Genomic DNA, 17,031 nt, shown 5'->3' on the forward strand with positions numbered 1-17,031 from the left:
TGGTTTGCGAGGATCAGTTGCCGGATGCCAGCACGCCGCGGCCGCGCGGGCCGGCCTTGCCGTCCAGCATCTGCTTGAGATAGGCGACGTTGGCGGCGGCCTCCTCGGGCGGCAGATCGGCCTGCACGATGGTTTCGGCTTCGGCGAAGCGGCCCTGCAATCCGACGACGAGCGCCAGATTCTGCCGCACCCGCGCATCCGCCCGGCCGCTGGCATAGGCCTGGCGCAGCGTCGTCTCGGCCTTCGGCAGGTCCTTGGTCAGCACGTAGGACAGGCCGAGATTGGACAGCACCGAAGGCTCGCCCGGCGACAGCCTGAGTGCGCTTGCGTAGTAGCGCCGCGCCTCGTCGCTACGCCCCATCTGATCGAGCACGGTTCCCTGCACCGACAGGATCCGCCAGTCCGGATTGTCCGCGCTGTGGGCGTTCGACAGCGCCTCGAACGCCGCGCTGAAATTGCCGTTGTCGGCGAGCGCACGGCCGTAGCCGGCGAGCACGGCCTTGTTGCCGGGATTGGCGAGCGACGCCTTCTCCAGCACAGCGACCGCCTGGGAGCGCTGGCCGATCGCGCGCAACGCCTGGCCATAGGCCAGCGCGGCTGCGGCATCCTTCGGACGGGATCGATAACGCTCGCCTGCGATCTCGGCGGCGCGGCCCGGATCGGCCGGAGCCTCGGCCCGCGCGCCGAGCGAACCGGTGATGCCGGACATGCCGGCGGTCTGGCAGCCGGCGAGCGCCGTCGCCATCGCCGTGGTCAAGACCGCGGATGCGAGAAACCGGGCGAGACAAGACCGCTTGCGCATGGCAACTTTACTCACGAAGCCGACCGGACAATTCGAAACACCGCCCAGCAATAGAGCGTTAACCCTAATGCCCGGTTAATCCACGCCACCTCGCCCTCGCCGCAATTCGAAAGACCCTGCATGTCCTCGCTGTTCGCAACCGCTGCGGAACCGACCGCTGTTCCGATTTCCTTCGTCACCCGATCCGGCTGGGAGGCGCTGCGCGCGACGCTTCCGGAGGTCGCGCAGCGCTTCGCGAGCGCCCACGGCTACAGCGGCAAGCCTGGCCAATTCCTCGCGCTGCCGACGCCCGAAGGCGACATCGGCGCCGCGCTGTTCGGCCTCGACCAGCCGGACGCGCGTGCGCCCGACCCGTTCCGCGCCGGACAATTGCCGGGCCTGCTGCCGGCCGGCACCTATCGCTTCGCCAACGCGCCGCACGACACCAGGCTCGCGGTGCTGGCGTTCGCGCTCGGCGCCTACAAATTCGGCCGCTATCGCAAGGCCGAGCCGCCCGCGGTCAAACTGGTGCCGCCGGAGGGCATCGACATCGCCGCGATCGCGCGCGCGGTCGAGGCGGCGACGCTGGCGCGCGACCTGATCAACACCCCGTCGAACGACATGGGGCCGGCCGAACTCGCCGACGCCGCGCAGGCGCTGGCGCAACGCTTCGGCGCGGAATTCAAATGCATCGTCGGGGACGAACTGGTGACGCAGAACTTCCCGCTGATCCACGCCGTCGGCATGGCGGCGACGCGCGCGCCGCGGCTGATCGATTTCACCTGGGGCGATCCTGCGCATCCGAAGGTGACGCTGGTCGGCAAGGGCGTCTGCTTCGACACCGGCGGCCTCGACCTGAAGCCGTCGAGCGCGATGCTGATCATGAAGAAGGACATGGGCGGCGCCGCCAATGTGCTGGCGCTGGCCTCGATGATCATGGGCGCGAAGCTGAAACTGCGGTTGCGCGTGCTGATCCCGGCGGTCGAGAACGCCGTTGCCGGCAATGCGATGCGGCCGCTCGACATCTTCCCGTCGCGCAAGGGCCCGACGGTCGAGATCGGCAATACCGACGCCGAGGGCCGGCTGGTGCTGGCCGACGCGCTGGCGCTGGCCGACGAGGAGGCGCCCGACCTGCTGATCGATCTCGGCACGCTGACCGGCGCCGCGCGCGTCGCGCTCGGGCCGGACCTGCCGCCTTACTACACCAACGACGAAGCGCTCGCGCGCGACGTCGCGCGTTGCGCCACGGCGGAGAACGATCCGCTGTGGCGGCTGCCGCTGTGGGGGCCGTACGATTCCTGGCTCGACTCCAAGGTCGCGAACATCAACAACGCGCCGTCCGGCGGCTTTGCCGGCTCGATCACCTGCGCGCTGTTCCTGCAGCGCTTCGTCGAGTCGGCGAAGAGCTGGCTGCATGTCGACATCTACGGCTGGACGCCGAAGGCCAAGCCGGCGCGGCCCGAAGGCGGCGAATGCCAGGCCGCGCGCGCGATCTTCGCATTGCTGAGCGAGCGTTATGGCTGAGGCAAGGAACGAACAAAGCAACGATCCGCGGCTGACGCCGGCGCGGCCGGACCTCGCCGCGAAACATCTCGAAGGCCGGGTGAGCGCGGACCGTTTCGTCGAAGGCGAACTCTTCGAGATCAGCTACGGCGTGGCGCCGGTGCGGCGCGAGCCGTTTTCCGGCGCGATGCTGCAGACCGAGGCGCTGAAGGGCGAGCGCGTCACGATCTACGACCGCACCGACGAAGGCTGGGCCTGGGGCCAGCTCATGACCGACGGCTATGTCGGCTGGCTGCCGGACCTCGCGCTGTACCGGCCCGGCGCGGAGCCGACCCACAAGGTGACGGCGCTGCGCACTTTCGCATTCCACGGCCCCTCGATCAAACTGCCGCCGGCGGAGACGCTGCCGCTCGGCGCGCGTCTCGCGGTGGTGCGCGAGGATTCGAGCTTCGCGGTGACGCAGGAAGGCTGGTACGTGCCGCGCCGGCATGTCGCGGCGCTCGATGTCGTGGAGACCGATTTCGTTTCGGTGGCCGAGCGCTTCGTCGGCACACCGTATCTGTGGGGCGGCCGCACCAGCCTCGGCATCGACTGCTCCGGGCTGGTGCAGGCCGCGCTCGCGGCCTGCGGGATCGAAGCACCGCGCGATAGCGACATGCAGGAAGCGGCGCTGGGCGAGATGATACCGCTTTCGGAGCAGACCAGGCTGCAGCGCGGCGATCTGCTGTTCTGGAAGGGCCACGTCGCGATCGTGCGCGACCAAGACAGCATCGTCCACGCCAACGCCTATGCCATGGCGACCGCGATCGAACCCGCGCGGGAAGCGATCGCGCGGATCGCGGCGAGCGGCAGCGAATTGAGCGCGATCAGGCGGCCCGGCTGAACAGATCCCGCAGCCGGCCGCGGTTGAGCGCCAGCCATTGCAGCGCGCTGACCAGCAGCGCATTGGCCACCTGACCACGATCGAGCGCCGCCAGCGCCTCGTCGATCGCGACCACGAAGGGCTGGGTGTCCTCGTCCTCGTCGGCGACGCCGCCGCGCTGAAGCACCGCCGTGGAATCCACCAGACCTGCGAAGTACACGATCTGCTCGTCGGTGAAACCCGGCGTCGCCAGCACGCTGTACAGCTCCACCAGCCGCTCCGGCGCGACGCCGATTTCCTCGATGCATTCGCGGCGCGCGGCGGCGGCCGGCGCCTCGCCGGACTCCACACGCCCGGCGACGATTTCCACCATATTGCCGCGGCCGGTGGCGAAATGGGCGGGCAGCCTGAACTGCCGGATCAGCACCAGCGCGTCGCGCGCGAGATCGATCGGCACCACCGCGGCGACGCGGCTGGCGCGCAGCACGTCGCGGCGCTGCAGCAGCGGCGGCTCGCCGTCGCGCCGCAGCGAGATCTCGTAGCGTTCGTAGCTCATGAAGCCGCGGCCGATCAGTTCGGCTTCGGACACGGTGACATCGGCCTCGCGATCGGCGAGTTCATCGGCAAGGTCGATTTCCGTCATCAGACACCTATGGCGCGGCGGCGCCGCCCGGAGCGGCTTCGAGCCGGAACGCAGCGGCAAACAGCGCACGCGTATAGTCGGTCTTCGGGTGTTTGAACAGCTCCGCCGCAGGACCTTCCTCGACCACCTTGCCCTGCTTCATGACGATCAGATGACTTGCGAGTGACGCCACCACGCGCAGATCGTGCGAGATGAACATGTAGGTGAGATCACGCTTGCGCTGCAGCTCGCGCAACAGATCGACCATCTGCGCCTGAAACAGCATGTCGAGCGCGCTGGTCGGCTCATCGAGCACGACGAAATTCGGCTCCAGTACCACCGCGCGGGCGATGCTGATGCGCTGGCGCTGGCCGCCGGAGAATTCGTGCGGATAGCGGAAGCGGGTCGCCGGATCGAGCCCGACCTCGGTCAGCGCCTTGATCACCCGCGCCTCGCGCTCACCCTCCGACAGATGCGGCTGATGCACGCTGAGGCCCTCGGCGATGATATCGCCGACCGCCATGCGCGGACTGAGCGCGCCGAACGGATCCTGAAACACGATCTGCATGTCGCGGCGGAACGGCAGCATCTCCTTGAATTTCAGGCCCTGGATGTCGCTGCTGAGAAATACGATCGGCCCCTCCGACGAGATCAGCCGCAGCAGCGCCAGCCCCAGCGTGGTCTTGCCGGAGCCGGATTCCCCGACCACGCCGAGCGTCTCGCCCTTGCGCACTTCGAGCGTGACGCCGTCGACCGCCTTGATGTGACCGACGGTCTTGCGCATCAGCCCGCGCTTGATCGGAAACCAGACTTTCAGATCGTCGGCGGAAATCACCACCGGCGCATCAGGCCGCGGCGGCGCCGGGTCCGGCTTCGGCTCGGCGGCGAGCAGCGCCTTGGTGTAGGCGTGGGTCGGCGCGGTGAACACCTGCTCGACCGGCCCCTGTTCGACGATCTTGCCGTTGTTCATGACGCAGACGACGTCGGCAATCCGCCGCACGATGCCGAGATCGTGGGTGATGAACAGCAGGCTCATGCCGAGCCGGGCGCGGATGTCGGCGAGCAGCGCCAGGATCTGCGCCTGCACGGTGACGTCGAGCGCGGTGGTCGGCTCGTCGGCGATCAGCAGGTCCGGCTCGTTGGCGAGCGCCATCGCGATCATCACGCGCTGACGCTGACCGCCGGAGAGCTGATGCGGGTAGCTGGCGAGCCGCGTCTCCGGCTCGGGGATGCCGACCTGGGTGAGAAGTTCGAGAATCCGCGCGCGCGCCTTGGCGCCGCGCGGGCCGCCGTGCAGTTGCAGGATCTCGCCAAGCTGCGCCTCGATGGTGTGCAGCGGATTGAGCGAGGTCATCGGCTCCTGGAAGATGATCGAAATCTCGTTGCCGCGGATGGCGCGGATGTCGTTCTCCGCCATGCCGAGCAGTTCGCGACCCTTGAACCGGATCTGCCCGGTCGGATGCGACGCCGCCGGATACGGCAGCAGCTTGAGGATCGACAGCGCGCTGACCGACTTGCCCGACCCGGACTCGCCGACCAGCGCAACGCACTCGCCGCGCCTGATCTGATACGAGATGCGATCGACCGCGATGGTCGTGCCGCTCTGCTGATGGAAGGCCACCGAGAGATCGTCGACGGAAAGCAGAGGCTGGTTGAGGGCGTCCATTCAATCTTTGTCCGCGTTGTCGTATTCGAACCAGTCGGGAAGCTCTTCTTCGTGCTCGATAATTACCGTCACGGTAGCGGTCGGATCGAGGCCTTCCCGTAGATCAGGTGGTAACCGGGAAACTGGATAGTTCGTCGTCGTGATCCTGATGAGTTTCGTTCTCATGGCACGTCTCCAGCGCGACTTGGAGCCCTACCACACCCTCACCTGAACGTCTTGCGCGGGTCGAAGGCGTCGCGGACGGCTTCGCCGACGAAGATCAGCAGCGACAGCATGATCGCGACCGCAAAGAAGCCGGTGAAGCCGAGCCACGGCGCCTGCACGTTGGCCTTGCCCTGCGCCAGCAATTCGCCGAGCGAGGGCGAGCCGGGCGGCAGGCCGAAGCCGAGGAAGTCCAAAGCGGTCAGCGTCATCACCGAGGACGACACGATGAACGGCAGGAACGTCATGGTCGCGACCATCGCGTTCGGCAGCAGATGCCGCACCATGATTTTGGCATTCGAGACGCCGAGCGCGCGCGCCGCCATGATGTATTCGAAGTTGCGGCCGCGCAGAAATTCGGCGCGCACCAGCCCGACCAGAGACACCCAGCTGAACAGCAAGAGGATGCCGAGCAGCACGAAGAAGCCCGGCACCAGCACCGAGGACAGGATCAGCAGCAGATACAGCGACGGGATCGCGGTCCAGACCTCGATGAAGCGCTGGAAGCCGAGATCGACCCAGCCGCCGAAATAGCCTTGGATGCCGCCGGCGGCGACGCCGATCACCGAGGAGATGATCGTCAGGCTGAGGCCGAACAACACCGAGATGCGGAAGCCGTAGATCAGCCTCGCGACGACGTCGCGGCCCTGATCGTCGGTACCGAGCCAGTTGTATTCGAGGTCGCTGCAGCCCCTCACGCCCTTCTTCTCGACCACCGTCCTGCATTCCGCCTCGGTCAGCATCCAGGTCGGTTTCGACGGCGCGGGCGTCGGCAGATCGAGATTGTGGGTGTCGTAGGAATAGCGGATCGGCGCCCAGATCACGGTGCCGCCCTTGTCGGCGATCAGCTTCTGCAGGTAGGGATCGCGATAGTCGGCGGCGGTCTCGAAATCGCCACCGAACGTGGTCTCGGCGTAGCTCACCGCCGCCGGAAAGTAATAATGGCCGTCGAACTTGATCAGCAGCGGCCGGTCGTTGGCGATCAGTTCGGCGAACAGCGACACGCCGAACAGCACCAGGAAAATCCAGAACGACCAGTGGCCGCGGCGGTTGGCCTTGAAATTCTGCCAGCGCCGCTTGTTCAGCGGCGAGATGCTGAGGCGGTGGCGGGTCGGCGGCACCGCTTCGCCGAGCGGCCCCTGCGCCGTGCTTTCGATCGGCTCGCGTGCGATCAGCGTCATCAGACTTCCCGCGCCTCGAAATCGATCCGCGGATCGATCCACATATAGGCCAGATCGGACACCAGGTTCACCACCAGCCCGACCAGCGAAAAAATGAACAGCGTCCCGAACACCACCGGATAGTCGCGGTTCAGCACGCTCTCGAAGCCGAGCAGGCCGAGCCCGTCCAGCGAGAAGATGGTCTCGATCAGCAGCGAGCCGGAGAAGAACGCGCCGATGAAGGCGCCGGGAAAGCCGGCGATCACGATCAGCATCGCGTTGCGGAAGATGTGGCCGTACAGCACCTGGGTCTGGCTGCAGCCCTTGGCGCGCGCGGTCATGACGTATTGCTTGCGGATCTCGTCGAGAAACGAGTTCTTGGTCAGCAGCGTCATGGTGGCGAAGGCCCCGAGCACCATCGAGATCAGCGGCAGCGTCAGGTGCCAGATATAGTCGAGGATCTTCCAGTACCAGGGAAACTCGCTCCAGCCGTCCGACGTCAGCCCGCGCAGCGGGAACCAGCTGAAGAACGAGCCGCCGGCGAACACGATGATCAGCAGGATCGCGAACAGGAAGCCCGGGATCGCGAAGCCGATGATGATCACCGCCGAGGTCCAGGTGTCGAATCTCGAGCCGTCCTTGACCGCCTTGCGGATGCCGAGCGGAATCGAGATCAGATAGGTCAGCAGCGTCATCCAGATGCCCAGCGACATCGAGACCGGCAGCTTCTCCTTGATCAGTTGCAGCACGCTGACGTCGCGGAAGTAGCTCTTGCCGAAATCGAAGCGGGCGAAATTCCACAGCATGATGGCGAAGCGTTCCGGCGCCGGCTTGTCGAAGCCGAACTGCTTCTCCAGGCTCTTGACGAAGTCCGGATCGAGCCCCTGCGCGCCGCGATATTTGGAATTGACCGCGTCGGACGAGGCGCCGGCCTGCGGCCTCCCGCCGAAATCGCCGCCGGAGGAGCCGGAGACGCGCGAGGCGGCGCCGGTGTCGGCGCCGGAGAGCTGCGCGATCACCCGCTCGACCGGACCGCCGGGCGCGAACTGCACCACGACGAACGACACGAACAGGATGCCGAGCAGCGTCGGAATCATCAGCAGGACGCGGCGGAGAATATAGGAGGACATCTACTTCCCCTCGCCCTTCGGGTCGCTTCGCTCGGCGGCGGGATTGCTTTTCGCCCACCACAGGTCCGGGGCGTTGACGCCGGTGTATTTCGGCAGGTTCGGCGGATGGTCGAACACGTCCCAATAGGCCAGCCGGTGCGAGGACGAGTACCATTGCGGCACCCAATAGCGGCCGGCGCGGATCAGCCGGTCGAGCGCGCGGGCGGCCACGACCAGCTTGGCGCGGGTGTCGGCGGCGATCACTTGATCCATCAGCGCGTCGATCGCCGGATCGGCGATGCCGGCGAGATTGTTCGAGCCCTTGGTCGCGGCCGCCTGCGACGAGAAGAAATTGCGCAGCGCCTCGCCCGGCACGGTCGAGAAGCTGAAACGCTCGATCGCACAATCGAAATCGAAATCGTCGCGGCGGGCGCGCGACTGCACCGGGTCGACCAGCCGAACCGTCGCCTCGATGCCCAGCGTGGCGAGATTCTTCACGAACGGCATGTGGTGGGCCTGAAACGCCGGCTCGTCGAGCAGGAATTCGACGCGCATCTGCTCGCCATTGGGCATCAGGCGCTTGCGATCCTTGACCGGGAAGCCGGCGTCGGCGAGGAGCTGGCCCCCCCGGCGCAGCAGCGCCCGGTCCTGCCCCGAGCCATCCGAGGCCGGCGGCACGAACGGCGCGCCGAACACCTCGTCCGGCACCTTGCCGCGGAACGGCTCGAGCAGCGCGAGCTCATCCGGCGACGGCGGCCCGACCGCCATCATGTCGGAGTTCTGGAACGGCGACACCGTGCGCTGATAGGCACCGTACATGATGGTCTTGTTGGTCCATTCGAAATCGAACGCGCAGCCGATCGCCTCGCGCACCCGCGGGTCCTTGAACTTGTCGCGCCGCGTGTTGATGAACCAGCCCTGCGCGCCGGACGGTGTCTCGTCCGGCAGCGTCTCGCGCTTGACCCGGCCATCCTGGATCGCCGGAAAATCGTAACGCGTATTCCAGATCCGCGAGGTGAACTCCTCGCGATACAGGTAGCTGCGCCCCGAAAAGCCTTCGAAGGCGACGTCGCGGTCGCGATAGAATTCGTAGCGCACCGTGTCGAAATTGTAGGCGCCGACATTGACCGGCAGCTTGGCGCCCCACCAGTCCTTGACGCGGTCGAACGAAATGTATCGCCCGGACTCGAGCGGGCCGACCTTGTAGGGCCCGCTGCCGAGCGGGACATCCATGGTCGATTCGTCGAACGCATGTTTGCCGTAATAGGCTTCCGAGAAGATCGGCAGGCCGGCGACGAACAGCGGCACGTCGCGGCCGCGCTTCGGCGCGAACGTCACCACCAGCGTCGCATCGTCGGTCGCTTTCGCGGCGATGAAGTCGCGCAACTGCTGGGTGATGATCGGGTGGCCCTTGGCCTTGAGGATGTTCAGCGAGAACGCCGCGTCGCGCGCCGTCAGCTTGCTGCCGTCGTGGAAACGCGCTTCCGGGCGCATGGCGAAGCGATAGGTCAGGCCGTCGGCGGAGATCGCGACCGAGGACGCTGCAAGGCCGTACATCGCGTCCGGCTCGTCGCCGGCGCGCGCCATCAATGACGCGAAGGTGAGACCCATGCCCTGCGCGCCGTCGCCCTTGAGGATGTAGGCGTTGAGCGAGTTGAAGGTCAGGAACGACTGGTTGAAGGCGCGGACCGACGGGATGGTCGAGAACAGGCCGCCTTTGGGCGCCTGCGGATTGACGTAGTCGAAATGCGGAAAGTCCGGCTTGTATTTCAGGTCGCCGAACGCCGACATGCCGTGGGCTGTGGTCTCGCCCTCGGCCGCAGCGGCGACCGCGGGACCGAACTGCGTCGCCGCCAGCGCGCCGACGCCGAGGACGAGCACGTTGCGACGATCGAGCTGCGCCATCAGCGGGCGTTCCCTCAAGAACGTCGGCCGATCTTGGCGGCCTTGGCTTCGTCGTACCACCACAGCGCCGGCAGGCCGGAACGCGCGTATTTCGGCAGCTCGGCTCGGCTGAAACGGTCCCAGCGCGCGTAGCGCGAGAAGCCGTAGGTGAATTGCGGCACGACGTAGAAATTCCACAGCAGTACGCGGTCGAGCGCGCGGGTGGCGGCGACCAGCGTCGGCCGGTCCTTGGCGAAGATCACCTTGTCGATCAGGGCGTCGACCGCCGGGTTCTTGATGCCGATGGTGTTGCGCGAGCCCTGCTGGTCGGCCGCCTGCGAGCCCCAAAAATCGCGCTGCTCGTTGCCGGGCGACAGCGACTGGCCCCACAGATCGGTGATGACGTCGAAATCGAAGGCGCGGATCCGGTTCTGGTACTGCGCGTCGTCGACGACGCGGATCGACACGGTGACGCCGAGCCGCTCCAGCGATGGCCGGTAGAACAGCGAGATCCGCTCCGACGAAGGATCCTGCACCAGGATCTCGACGGTGACCGGCTTGCCGGAGGGGTCCACCAGCTTGCGGTCCTTGAAGTCGAAGCCGGCTTCCTTCACCAGCTTCATCGCTTCGCGCAGATTGGCGCGCACCGCTTCCGGATTGCCGCCGACCGGATTGGTGTAGGCCTGGGTGAACAATTCGGCCGGCACCTTGTCGCGCACGGTATCGAGGATCGCGAGTTCCTCGCCCTGCGGCAGGCCGCTGGAGGCGAGCTCGGTGCCTTCGAAATAGCTGTTGATCCGCTTGTACTGGCCGTAGAACAGCTGCTTGTTCATCTCCTCGAAATCGAACGCGTGGTTGAAGGCGCGCCGGATCCGCGCGTCCTTGAACATGTCGCGGCGCAGATTGAGCACGAAGCCCTGCATCCGGCCGGAATCGTTGATCGGGAATTCCTCCTTCACCACGCGCTTGTCGGCGACGGCGGGGAAGTCGTAGGCCGTCGCCCATTGCTTGGCGGAATTCTCGGCGATCCAGTCGGCCTGATCGGCCTTGAAGGCTTCCAGTGCCACGGTGTTGTCGCGGAAGAACTCGAAGCGCAGCTCGTCGAAATTGTACTGGCCGACGCGCACCGGCAACTTCTCGCCCCAATAGTCCTTGACCCGCTCGAGCACGATCGAGCGGCCGGCGACAAAGTCCCTGATCCGGTAGGGGCCGGAGCCGAGCGGCTTCTCCAGCGTGGTGGCGGAGATGTCGCGCTGGCGGCCCTGGTCATCGGTGCCTTCCCACCAGTGCTTCGGCAGGATCATCAGTTCGCCGACGATGGTCGGCAGTTCGCGGTTGCCCGGCCCGTCGAAGCTGAAGCGGATGTCGCGCTCGCCGGTCTTCTCGGCCTTGGTGACGTGGCGATAATACGAGGCGTAGCGCGGGCTGAATTTCTTCAGCGAGTCGAACGAGAACACCACGTCGTCGGCGGTCACCGGCTTGCCGTCGTGCCAGCGCGCATCGGCGCGCAGCCGGTACACCACCCAGGAGAAATCGTCGGGATGAGCCGCGCTCTCGGCGAGCAGGCCGTATTCGGTGCCGACCTCGTCCTGCGACTGGGTCATCAGCGTCTCGTAGAGATAGCCCACCGCCGGGGCGATGTTGCCCTTCACGCCCGCCACCGCGAGATTGAAATTGTCGAACGTGCCGATCGAGATCTGCCGCGCCGCGCCGCCCTTCGGCGCGTCCGGATTGACGTAATCGAACCGCTTGAACCCGGGCGGATATTTGAGCTCGCCGAACAGCGACAGGCCGTGCCGCCAGGTCAGTCCGGATGTCAGCTTGTCCGCCGCGTCCTCGGCCATCGCGGGCCCGCCGGCCAGCAGGCCGGAGCCGAGACCGAGTGCCGGGGTGGCGGCCGCCGCTACGCCGGCTTGCAGAAGATGTCGTCGGGTCAAATTCACGGTCTGGAATTCCTGTTGGGGTCGGACTGGCAGTTCGGACCTGATGTCAGGGCATGATCTCAGCACATGATCTCGGGATCTGGTTCTTAAGATTTGGACATCAAGACAACACTCAAGCCGCAATATGCGGCGAGGATTCGGCCGATTATGCCGGATTTCCGGCAAGATAGCACCCCGCGGCCGGGATCGTTGCGGCGAAACGTCCCGATCAGGACAGCGTGATGGGGCCTCGGGGGGCACACGCGAAAACGGCCGGGAAGACCCGGCCGCTGGAGATCGTCGATCGCGCTGGGATGGACCGCTATTTGGCGGCGGTCGGGATCGCCTCGGGCGTGTCGGAATTCTTGTTCAGATAGGCGATCAGATCCGCCCGTTCCTTCTCGTTGGAGATCCCGGCAAAGCTCATCGCGGTGCCCGGGATATAGCCCTTCGGACTGGCGAGGAACTTGTTCAGCTCCTCGAACGTCCATTCGCCGCCCTTGGCTTTCATCGCCGCCGAGAAGTTGAAATTACGGCCTTCGCCACGCTTCTCGCCGACGATGCCGTAGAGATTGGGGCCGACGCGGTTCGGGCCGTCCTTCTCGAAGGTGTGGCAGGCGGCGCATTTCTTGGCGGCGGAAATGCCCTTCTCGATCGATGCGGTCTGCAGCAGATTTTCGATCGGCTCGGACGCGACGGCGGGCGCGGCGTCCTTGCTCGGGGCGGGCTCGGCTTCCTTCACGGCAATGGCGTAGCCCTGCTTCTCGACCTTGTCCGGTGCAAAGATCGCCTGCGCGGCGAAATTTGTCAGCAACAGCACGAGACAGGTGGCGAGAACCGCGCCGAGAATTTTGTTCAGCTCGAAAGAATCCATGGTGCGCTCGCGTTTCCCATCAGACCGAGTCTGGATTGTTTTTGGTTGGCATTCGCAAATAGACTTTAGTTGTGATGAGATAACGGTTTGCCCCTGCTCTGGCAACCCGTATAAGTGCCGAGAACCACCACCTACCAACAGCCTGATACCGTATTGGTAATTTGAGCGGACGGCTCATTTTCCACTGTACGGGAGCCGATCCCGCATCCCGATGACCGCACCCCGCACCCTCGTCCTGATCCCCGCGCGGATGGCCGCGACAAGGCTGCCCGGCAAGCCGCTGCTCGACATCGGCGGCGTGCCGATGATCGTGCATGTGCTGCGCCGTGCGCTGGCGGCGAACATCGGCCGGGTCGCGGTCGCGACCGATACGCCGGCGATCGCCGACGCCGTCAGGGTCCATGGCGGCGAGGTGGTGATGACGCGGGCGGACCATCCGTCCGGCTCCGACCGCATCCACGAGGCGCTGCAGACGCTCGATCCCGATCGCAGCATCGAGACGGTGATCAATCTGCAGGGCGACTTCCCGACCATCCGGCCCGAGCAGATCGGCGCGGTGCTTCAGCCGCTCGACGATCCAGCGGTCGATATCGCGACGCTGGCGGCCGAGATCCACACCGAGGAAGAAAGCACCAACCCCAACGTGGTGAAGGTGGTCGGCTCAAAGGTCGGCGACGCCCGGCTGCGCGCGCTGTATTTCACCCGCGCCACGGCGCCGTGGGGCGACGGGCCGCGCTATCATCATATCGGGCTCTACGCCTATCGCCGCGCCGCGCTGGAGCGCTTCGTGGCGCTGCCGCCCTCGCCGCTCGAACAGCGCGAAAAGCTCGAACAGCTCCGCGCGCTGGAAGCCGGGATGCGCATCGACGTCGGCATCGTGGGTAGCGTGCCGCGCGGCGTCGACACCCCGGCCGACCTGGAGACGGCGCGTCGGGCGCTCGCCGGATGAGCCTGCCCACTGGCGAAATCGGCTGCGGCTGCTAGAACGCGCCGCAACACGCAGGATCCCATGACCAAGACCATGAAAATCGCATTCCAGGGCGAGCCCGGCGCGAATTCGCATATCGCGATCGGCGACGCCTATCCCACCGCCGAAGCGCTGCCCTGCGCCACCTTCGAGGACGCGCTCGCCGCCATCACCTCGGGCGAGGCCGATCTCGGCATGATCCCGATCGAGAATTCGGTCGCCGGCCGCGTCGCCGATATCCACCATCTGCTGCCGCAGTCCGGCCTGTTCATCGTCGGCGAGTGGTTTCTGCCGATCCGGCACCAGCTCGTCGCGGTGCCCGGCGCCAGGCTGGAAGACATCAAGACGGTCGAGAGCCACGTCCATGCGCTCGGCCAGTGCCGGCGCATCATCCGCAAGTTCGGCATCCGGCCGATCGTCGCCGGCGACACCGCGGGCTCGGCGCGGATCGTCGCCGAGCGCGGCGACAAGAGCTGTGCGGCGATCTCGTCGCGGCTGGCGGCGAAGATCTACGGCCTCGACATCCTCGCCGAGGACATCGAGGACGAGACCCACAACACCACCCGCTTCGTGATGCTGGCGCGCGAGCCGCGCTGGGCGGCGCAGGGCTCCGGCCCGCTGGTGACGACGTTCGTGTTCCGGGTGCGCAACCTGCCGGCCGCTCTGTACAAGGCGATGGGCGGCTTCGCCACCAACGGCGTCAACATGACCAAGCTGGAAAGCTACATGGTCGACGGCAATTTCTTCGCGACGCAGTTCTACGCCGACGTCGACGGCCACCCCGAAGACCGCAACCTCGCCTTCGCGCTCGAGGAGCTGAAATTCTTCTCGCGCGAATTCAGGATCGTCGGCGTCTATCCGGGGCACCCGTTCCGGGCGACGTTTACGGAGCGGTGAAGGCTGCTAACAACTTGCAGCGGTAAGCACTGCTAACAACTTGCACCACCGTCATCCTGAGGTGCGCGCCCTTGCGCGCCTCGAAGGATGGGCTGCACGCACCCGTCTCCGCATCCTTCGAGGCTCGCTGCGCTCGCACCTCAGGATGACGGCGCAGGGATAGTTGTGGCTCGCGGTTGCAGAAAAAATGGAGGAATCCAGCTAGTCCAACGCGGGCCTACGCCGCCGCCCTCTGCGCCTCGAAGGCTTCGGCCAGCAGCGTGTAGCTGCGCTTCCGGGCGTCATGGTCGTAGGTCGCGGTGATCACCATCAGTTCGTCGGCCTGACTCGCCTTGATCAGCGGCTGCAGCGCCTGCATGACCGTCGACGGGCTGCCGACGAACAGCCGCGAGCGGTTGCGCGCGATCGAGGCGCGGTCGGCGTCGGTCAGGGCATAGGCCAGAGCCTCCTCGACGCTCGGCAGCGGCACATACTGGCCGCGGTCGCGGCGCAGCCGGTTGATGTCCATCGAGATCGCCAGCTTGTCGGCCTCCTCGTCGGTCTCGGCGATCACCGCCGCCACCGCGAGAATGCCGTGCGGCGTCGAGCGCCAGCGGGTCGGCCGGAAATTGGCGCGGTAATGCGTCAGCGCCTCGGCGGCATCGTAGGAGGCGAAGTGGTGCGCAAACGCGAAGCCCATGCCGACCTGCGCGGCGAGCTCCGAACTGTAGTCGCTGGAGCCGAGCAGCCAGACCGGCGGCAGCGGGGCGTCATCCGGCATTGCCACGACATTGTTGTAGGGATGCCCGGCGGGCCAGCCGCGGGTCTCCCACAGCATCAGCTCCTGCAGCCGCTCAAGGAAATCGTCGCCCTCGCGGATTTCGAGCCGGCGGCGCAGCGCGTGCATCGTCGCCTGATCGGTGCCGGGCGCGCGGCCGATGCCGAGATCGATCCGGCCGGGAAACAGCGCCTCCAGCATCTTGAAGCGCTCAGCCACCATCAGCGGGGCGTGGTTCGGCAGCATCACGCCGCCGGAACCGACGCGGATGCGCTCGGTGACCGCCGCGATCTGGCCGATCATGATTTCCGGCGCCGGACTGGCCACCGACGGCAGATTGTGATGTTCGGCGAGCCAGTAGCGGACATAGCCGAGCTTGTCGGCATGCCGCGCCAGATCGATCGAATTGCGCAACGCCGCCGCCGGTGGGGTGCCGGTGGTGACAACGGAAAGATCCAGGATGGAGAGCGGTAACATCCGGTTAAGGTAATGCCCAACCGCGAGGGGCGCAAAGGTAAGCCGCTAGGAAATTCGCCTAAGACACCTGCTTCGGTGATGCTTCGGTGAGTGGGCAGAGACGCCTGGCGCGGAACGCTTCCAAAAGCGCTGGGGCCCGACCAGCACCCGACGAACGCGATCTAACTCGCCATTTTGGCCATTTTACGCCAAAATCGCCGCCGAAACCACCACGTATTGCCCACCATATGCGAATTGCAGCCCGGATTTCTGCCGGATTTTGGCAGTCATTGGGCAATTTCCCACATCAAATCTCCGTCTTGTGGGCTGGTCGATCGCGCCTGCTCGGCATAATTTGATCGGCACCGCGCGAGTTGCGCTTCGAAGCCTGGCGGCATTGCGCCGCCGCTAGCGCAGCGATGCGTCGGTGGCAGGCTTCTACTGCACTCTGGATTTCGACTTCACTTTGGATGACCCGACATGAGCGACGTGCTGCAGCACACTCCGGCGATCTCCTTCGAGTTCTTCCCGCCGAAGACCGACGAGATGGAGCGCAATCTGTGGCAGGCGATCAGCCGGCTGGCGCCGCTGCAGCCGCGTTTCGTGTCGGTGACCTACGGCGCCGGCGGCTCGACCCGCGAGCGCACCCATTCGACCATCGCCCGCATCCTGCGCGAGACCAGCCTGACGCCGGCCGCCCACCTCACCTGCGTCGATGCGCCCTGCGCCGATGTCGACGAGGTGGTCGAGCGCTACTACGAGATCGGCGTCCGCCACATCGTCGCGCTGCGCGGCGATCCGTCGAGCGGTCTCGGCGGCGCCTACACGCCGCATCCGCAGGGCTATCGCAGCTCGGCTGACCTGGTCGCGTCGATCAAGCGCAAGCACCCGGACATCGACGTCACGGTGTCGGCCTATCCGGAGAAGCATCCGGAGAGCGCCGGCTTCGACGCCGATCTCGACATGCTGCAGGCCAAGGTCGATGCCGGCGCGACCCGCGCCATCACCCAGTTCTTCTTCGACAATGATCTGTACTTCCGCTACCTCGACCGCGTCCGCGCCCGCGGCATCGATATCCCGATCGTGCCCGGCATCCTGCCGGTGCAGAATTTCAAGCAGGCGTCGAGCTTCGCCACACGCGCCGGCGCCAGCGTGCCGGACTGGCTGGCGAAGCAGTTTGAAGGGCTCGACGACGATCCCGACACCCGCAAGCTGGTGGCGGCGACGATGGCGGCCGGCCAGGTGCACAAGCTCGCCAAGCACGGCGTCGACACCTTCCACTTCTACACCATGAACCGCGCGGACCTGGTGTTCGCGATCAGCCACCTGCTCGGCCTTCGGCCGCAGGCGGCGCAGAAAGCCGCATGAAC

15 protein-coding genes are annotated in these 17,031 nt (G+C 66.2%); 5 read left to right on the forward strand and 10 right to left on the reverse strand.

Translation table 11 applies throughout. The features are described from left to right. Positions 1 to 13 precede the first annotated feature (13 nt). Positions 14 to 802 carry a tetratricopeptide repeat protein gene (locus ACTZWT_RS01185; RefSeq protein ID WP_444767893.1) on the reverse strand — a complete coding sequence of 263 codons (789 nt, stop codon included), beginning with the start codon at positions 800 to 802 and terminating at the stop codon, positions 14 to 16. Between the two features lie 120 nt (positions 803 to 922). On the opposite strand from ACTZWT_RS01185, the gene ACTZWT_RS01190 reads away from it, so the two are divergent. Both ACTZWT_RS01190 and ACTZWT_RS01195 read left to right on the forward strand, forming a co-directional pair. Further along, positions 923 to 2,305 (forward strand): leucyl aminopeptidase family protein, encoded by a 1,383-nt coding sequence (locus ACTZWT_RS01190; protein WP_444767894.1) that lies wholly within the window; start codon positions 923 to 925, stop codon positions 2,303 to 2,305. After that, a complete protein-coding gene (locus tag ACTZWT_RS01195; RefSeq protein ID WP_444767895.1) occupies positions 2,298 to 3,167 on the forward strand; it encodes a C40 family peptidase in 870 nt (289 codons plus the stop codon). Before ACTZWT_RS01190 ends, ACTZWT_RS01195 begins: the two co-directional genes overlap by 8 nt. On the opposite strand, the gene ACTZWT_RS01200 is transcribed toward ACTZWT_RS01195, so the two are convergent. From ACTZWT_RS01200 to ACTZWT_RS01235, 8 genes are all read right to left on the reverse strand, one after another. Next, on the reverse strand, positions 3,151 to 3,789 hold the full coding sequence (locus ACTZWT_RS01200; protein WP_444767896.1) for an NUDIX domain-containing protein: 639 nt from the start codon (positions 3,787 to 3,789) through the stop codon (positions 3,151 to 3,153). The two genes, ACTZWT_RS01195 and ACTZWT_RS01200, sit on opposite strands and share 17 nt — an antisense overlap. 7 nt (positions 3,790 to 3,796) lie before the next feature. Further along, positions 3,797 to 5,434, reverse strand: a complete 1,638-nt coding sequence (locus ACTZWT_RS01205; protein ID WP_444767897.1) for an ABC transporter ATP-binding protein — start codon at positions 5,432 to 5,434, stop codon at positions 3,797 to 3,799. Next, entirely contained in the window at positions 5,435 to 5,599 is a 165-nt protein-coding gene (locus ACTZWT_RS01210) for a hypothetical protein (protein WP_444767898.1), read from the reverse strand. It lies immediately after the preceding gene. Between the two features lie 38 nt (positions 5,600 to 5,637). Further along, positions 5,638 to 6,816, reverse strand: a complete 1,179-nt coding sequence (locus tag ACTZWT_RS01215; RefSeq protein ID WP_444767899.1) for an ABC transporter permease — start codon at positions 6,814 to 6,816, stop codon at positions 5,638 to 5,640. After that, a complete protein-coding gene (locus tag ACTZWT_RS01220) occupies positions 6,816 to 7,925 on the reverse strand; it encodes a microcin C ABC transporter permease YejB (protein ID WP_444767900.1) in 1,110 nt (369 codons plus the stop codon). The genes ACTZWT_RS01215 and ACTZWT_RS01220 overlap by 1 nt, the downstream gene beginning before the upstream one ends. After that, a complete protein-coding gene (locus ACTZWT_RS01225; protein WP_444767901.1) occupies positions 7,926 to 9,809 on the reverse strand; it encodes an extracellular solute-binding protein in 1,884 nt (627 codons plus the stop codon). Positions 9,810 to 9,823: 14 nt separating this feature from the next. Then, the gene (locus ACTZWT_RS01230) at positions 9,824 to 11,731 is read right to left on the reverse strand and encodes an extracellular solute-binding protein (RefSeq protein WP_444767902.1); all 1,908 of its coding nucleotides are present in this window, start codon (positions 11,729 to 11,731) and stop codon (positions 9,824 to 9,826) included. 301 nt (positions 11,732 to 12,032) lie between these two features. Further along, complete coding sequence (locus tag ACTZWT_RS01235; protein ID WP_444767903.1) at positions 12,033 to 12,584, reverse strand: c-type cytochrome; 552 nt, start codon at positions 12,582 to 12,584, stop codon at positions 12,033 to 12,035. A gap of 211 nt (positions 12,585 to 12,795) precedes the next feature. Here ACTZWT_RS01235 and ACTZWT_RS01240 point away from each other — a divergent pair, with 211 nt between their 5' ends. Together ACTZWT_RS01240 and ACTZWT_RS01245 are read left to right on the forward strand one after the other, a co-directional pair. Next, the gene (locus ACTZWT_RS01240) at positions 12,796 to 13,533 is read left to right on the forward strand and encodes a 3-deoxy-manno-octulosonate cytidylyltransferase (protein WP_444767904.1); all 738 of its coding nucleotides are present in this window, start codon (positions 12,796 to 12,798) and stop codon (positions 13,531 to 13,533) included. Positions 13,534 to 13,593: 60 nt separating this feature from the next. After that, a complete protein-coding gene (locus ACTZWT_RS01245; protein WP_444767905.1) occupies positions 13,594 to 14,448 on the forward strand; it encodes a prephenate dehydratase in 855 nt (284 codons plus the stop codon). A 217-nt stretch (positions 14,449 to 14,665) separates the two neighbouring features. Here ACTZWT_RS01245 and ACTZWT_RS01250 read toward each other — a convergent pair whose 3' ends face one another. Continuing rightward, a complete protein-coding gene (locus tag ACTZWT_RS01250; RefSeq protein WP_444767906.1) occupies positions 14,666 to 15,682 on the reverse strand; it encodes an LLM class flavin-dependent oxidoreductase in 1,017 nt (338 codons plus the stop codon). A 459-nt stretch (positions 15,683 to 16,141) separates the two neighbouring features. On the opposite strand from ACTZWT_RS01250, the gene metF reads away from it, so the two are divergent. After that, positions 16,142 to 17,029, forward strand: a complete 888-nt coding sequence (gene metF / locus ACTZWT_RS01255; protein WP_444767907.1) for a methylenetetrahydrofolate reductase [NAD(P)H] — start codon at positions 16,142 to 16,144, stop codon at positions 17,027 to 17,029. The last annotated feature ends 2 nt before the right edge of the window (positions 17,030 to 17,031 follow it).

Origin of the sequence: Rhodopseudomonas sp. NSM (assembly GCF_052445935.1) — a bacterium.
Taxonomy (GTDB): domain Bacteria; phylum Pseudomonadota; class Alphaproteobacteria; order Rhizobiales; family Xanthobacteraceae; genus Rhodopseudomonas.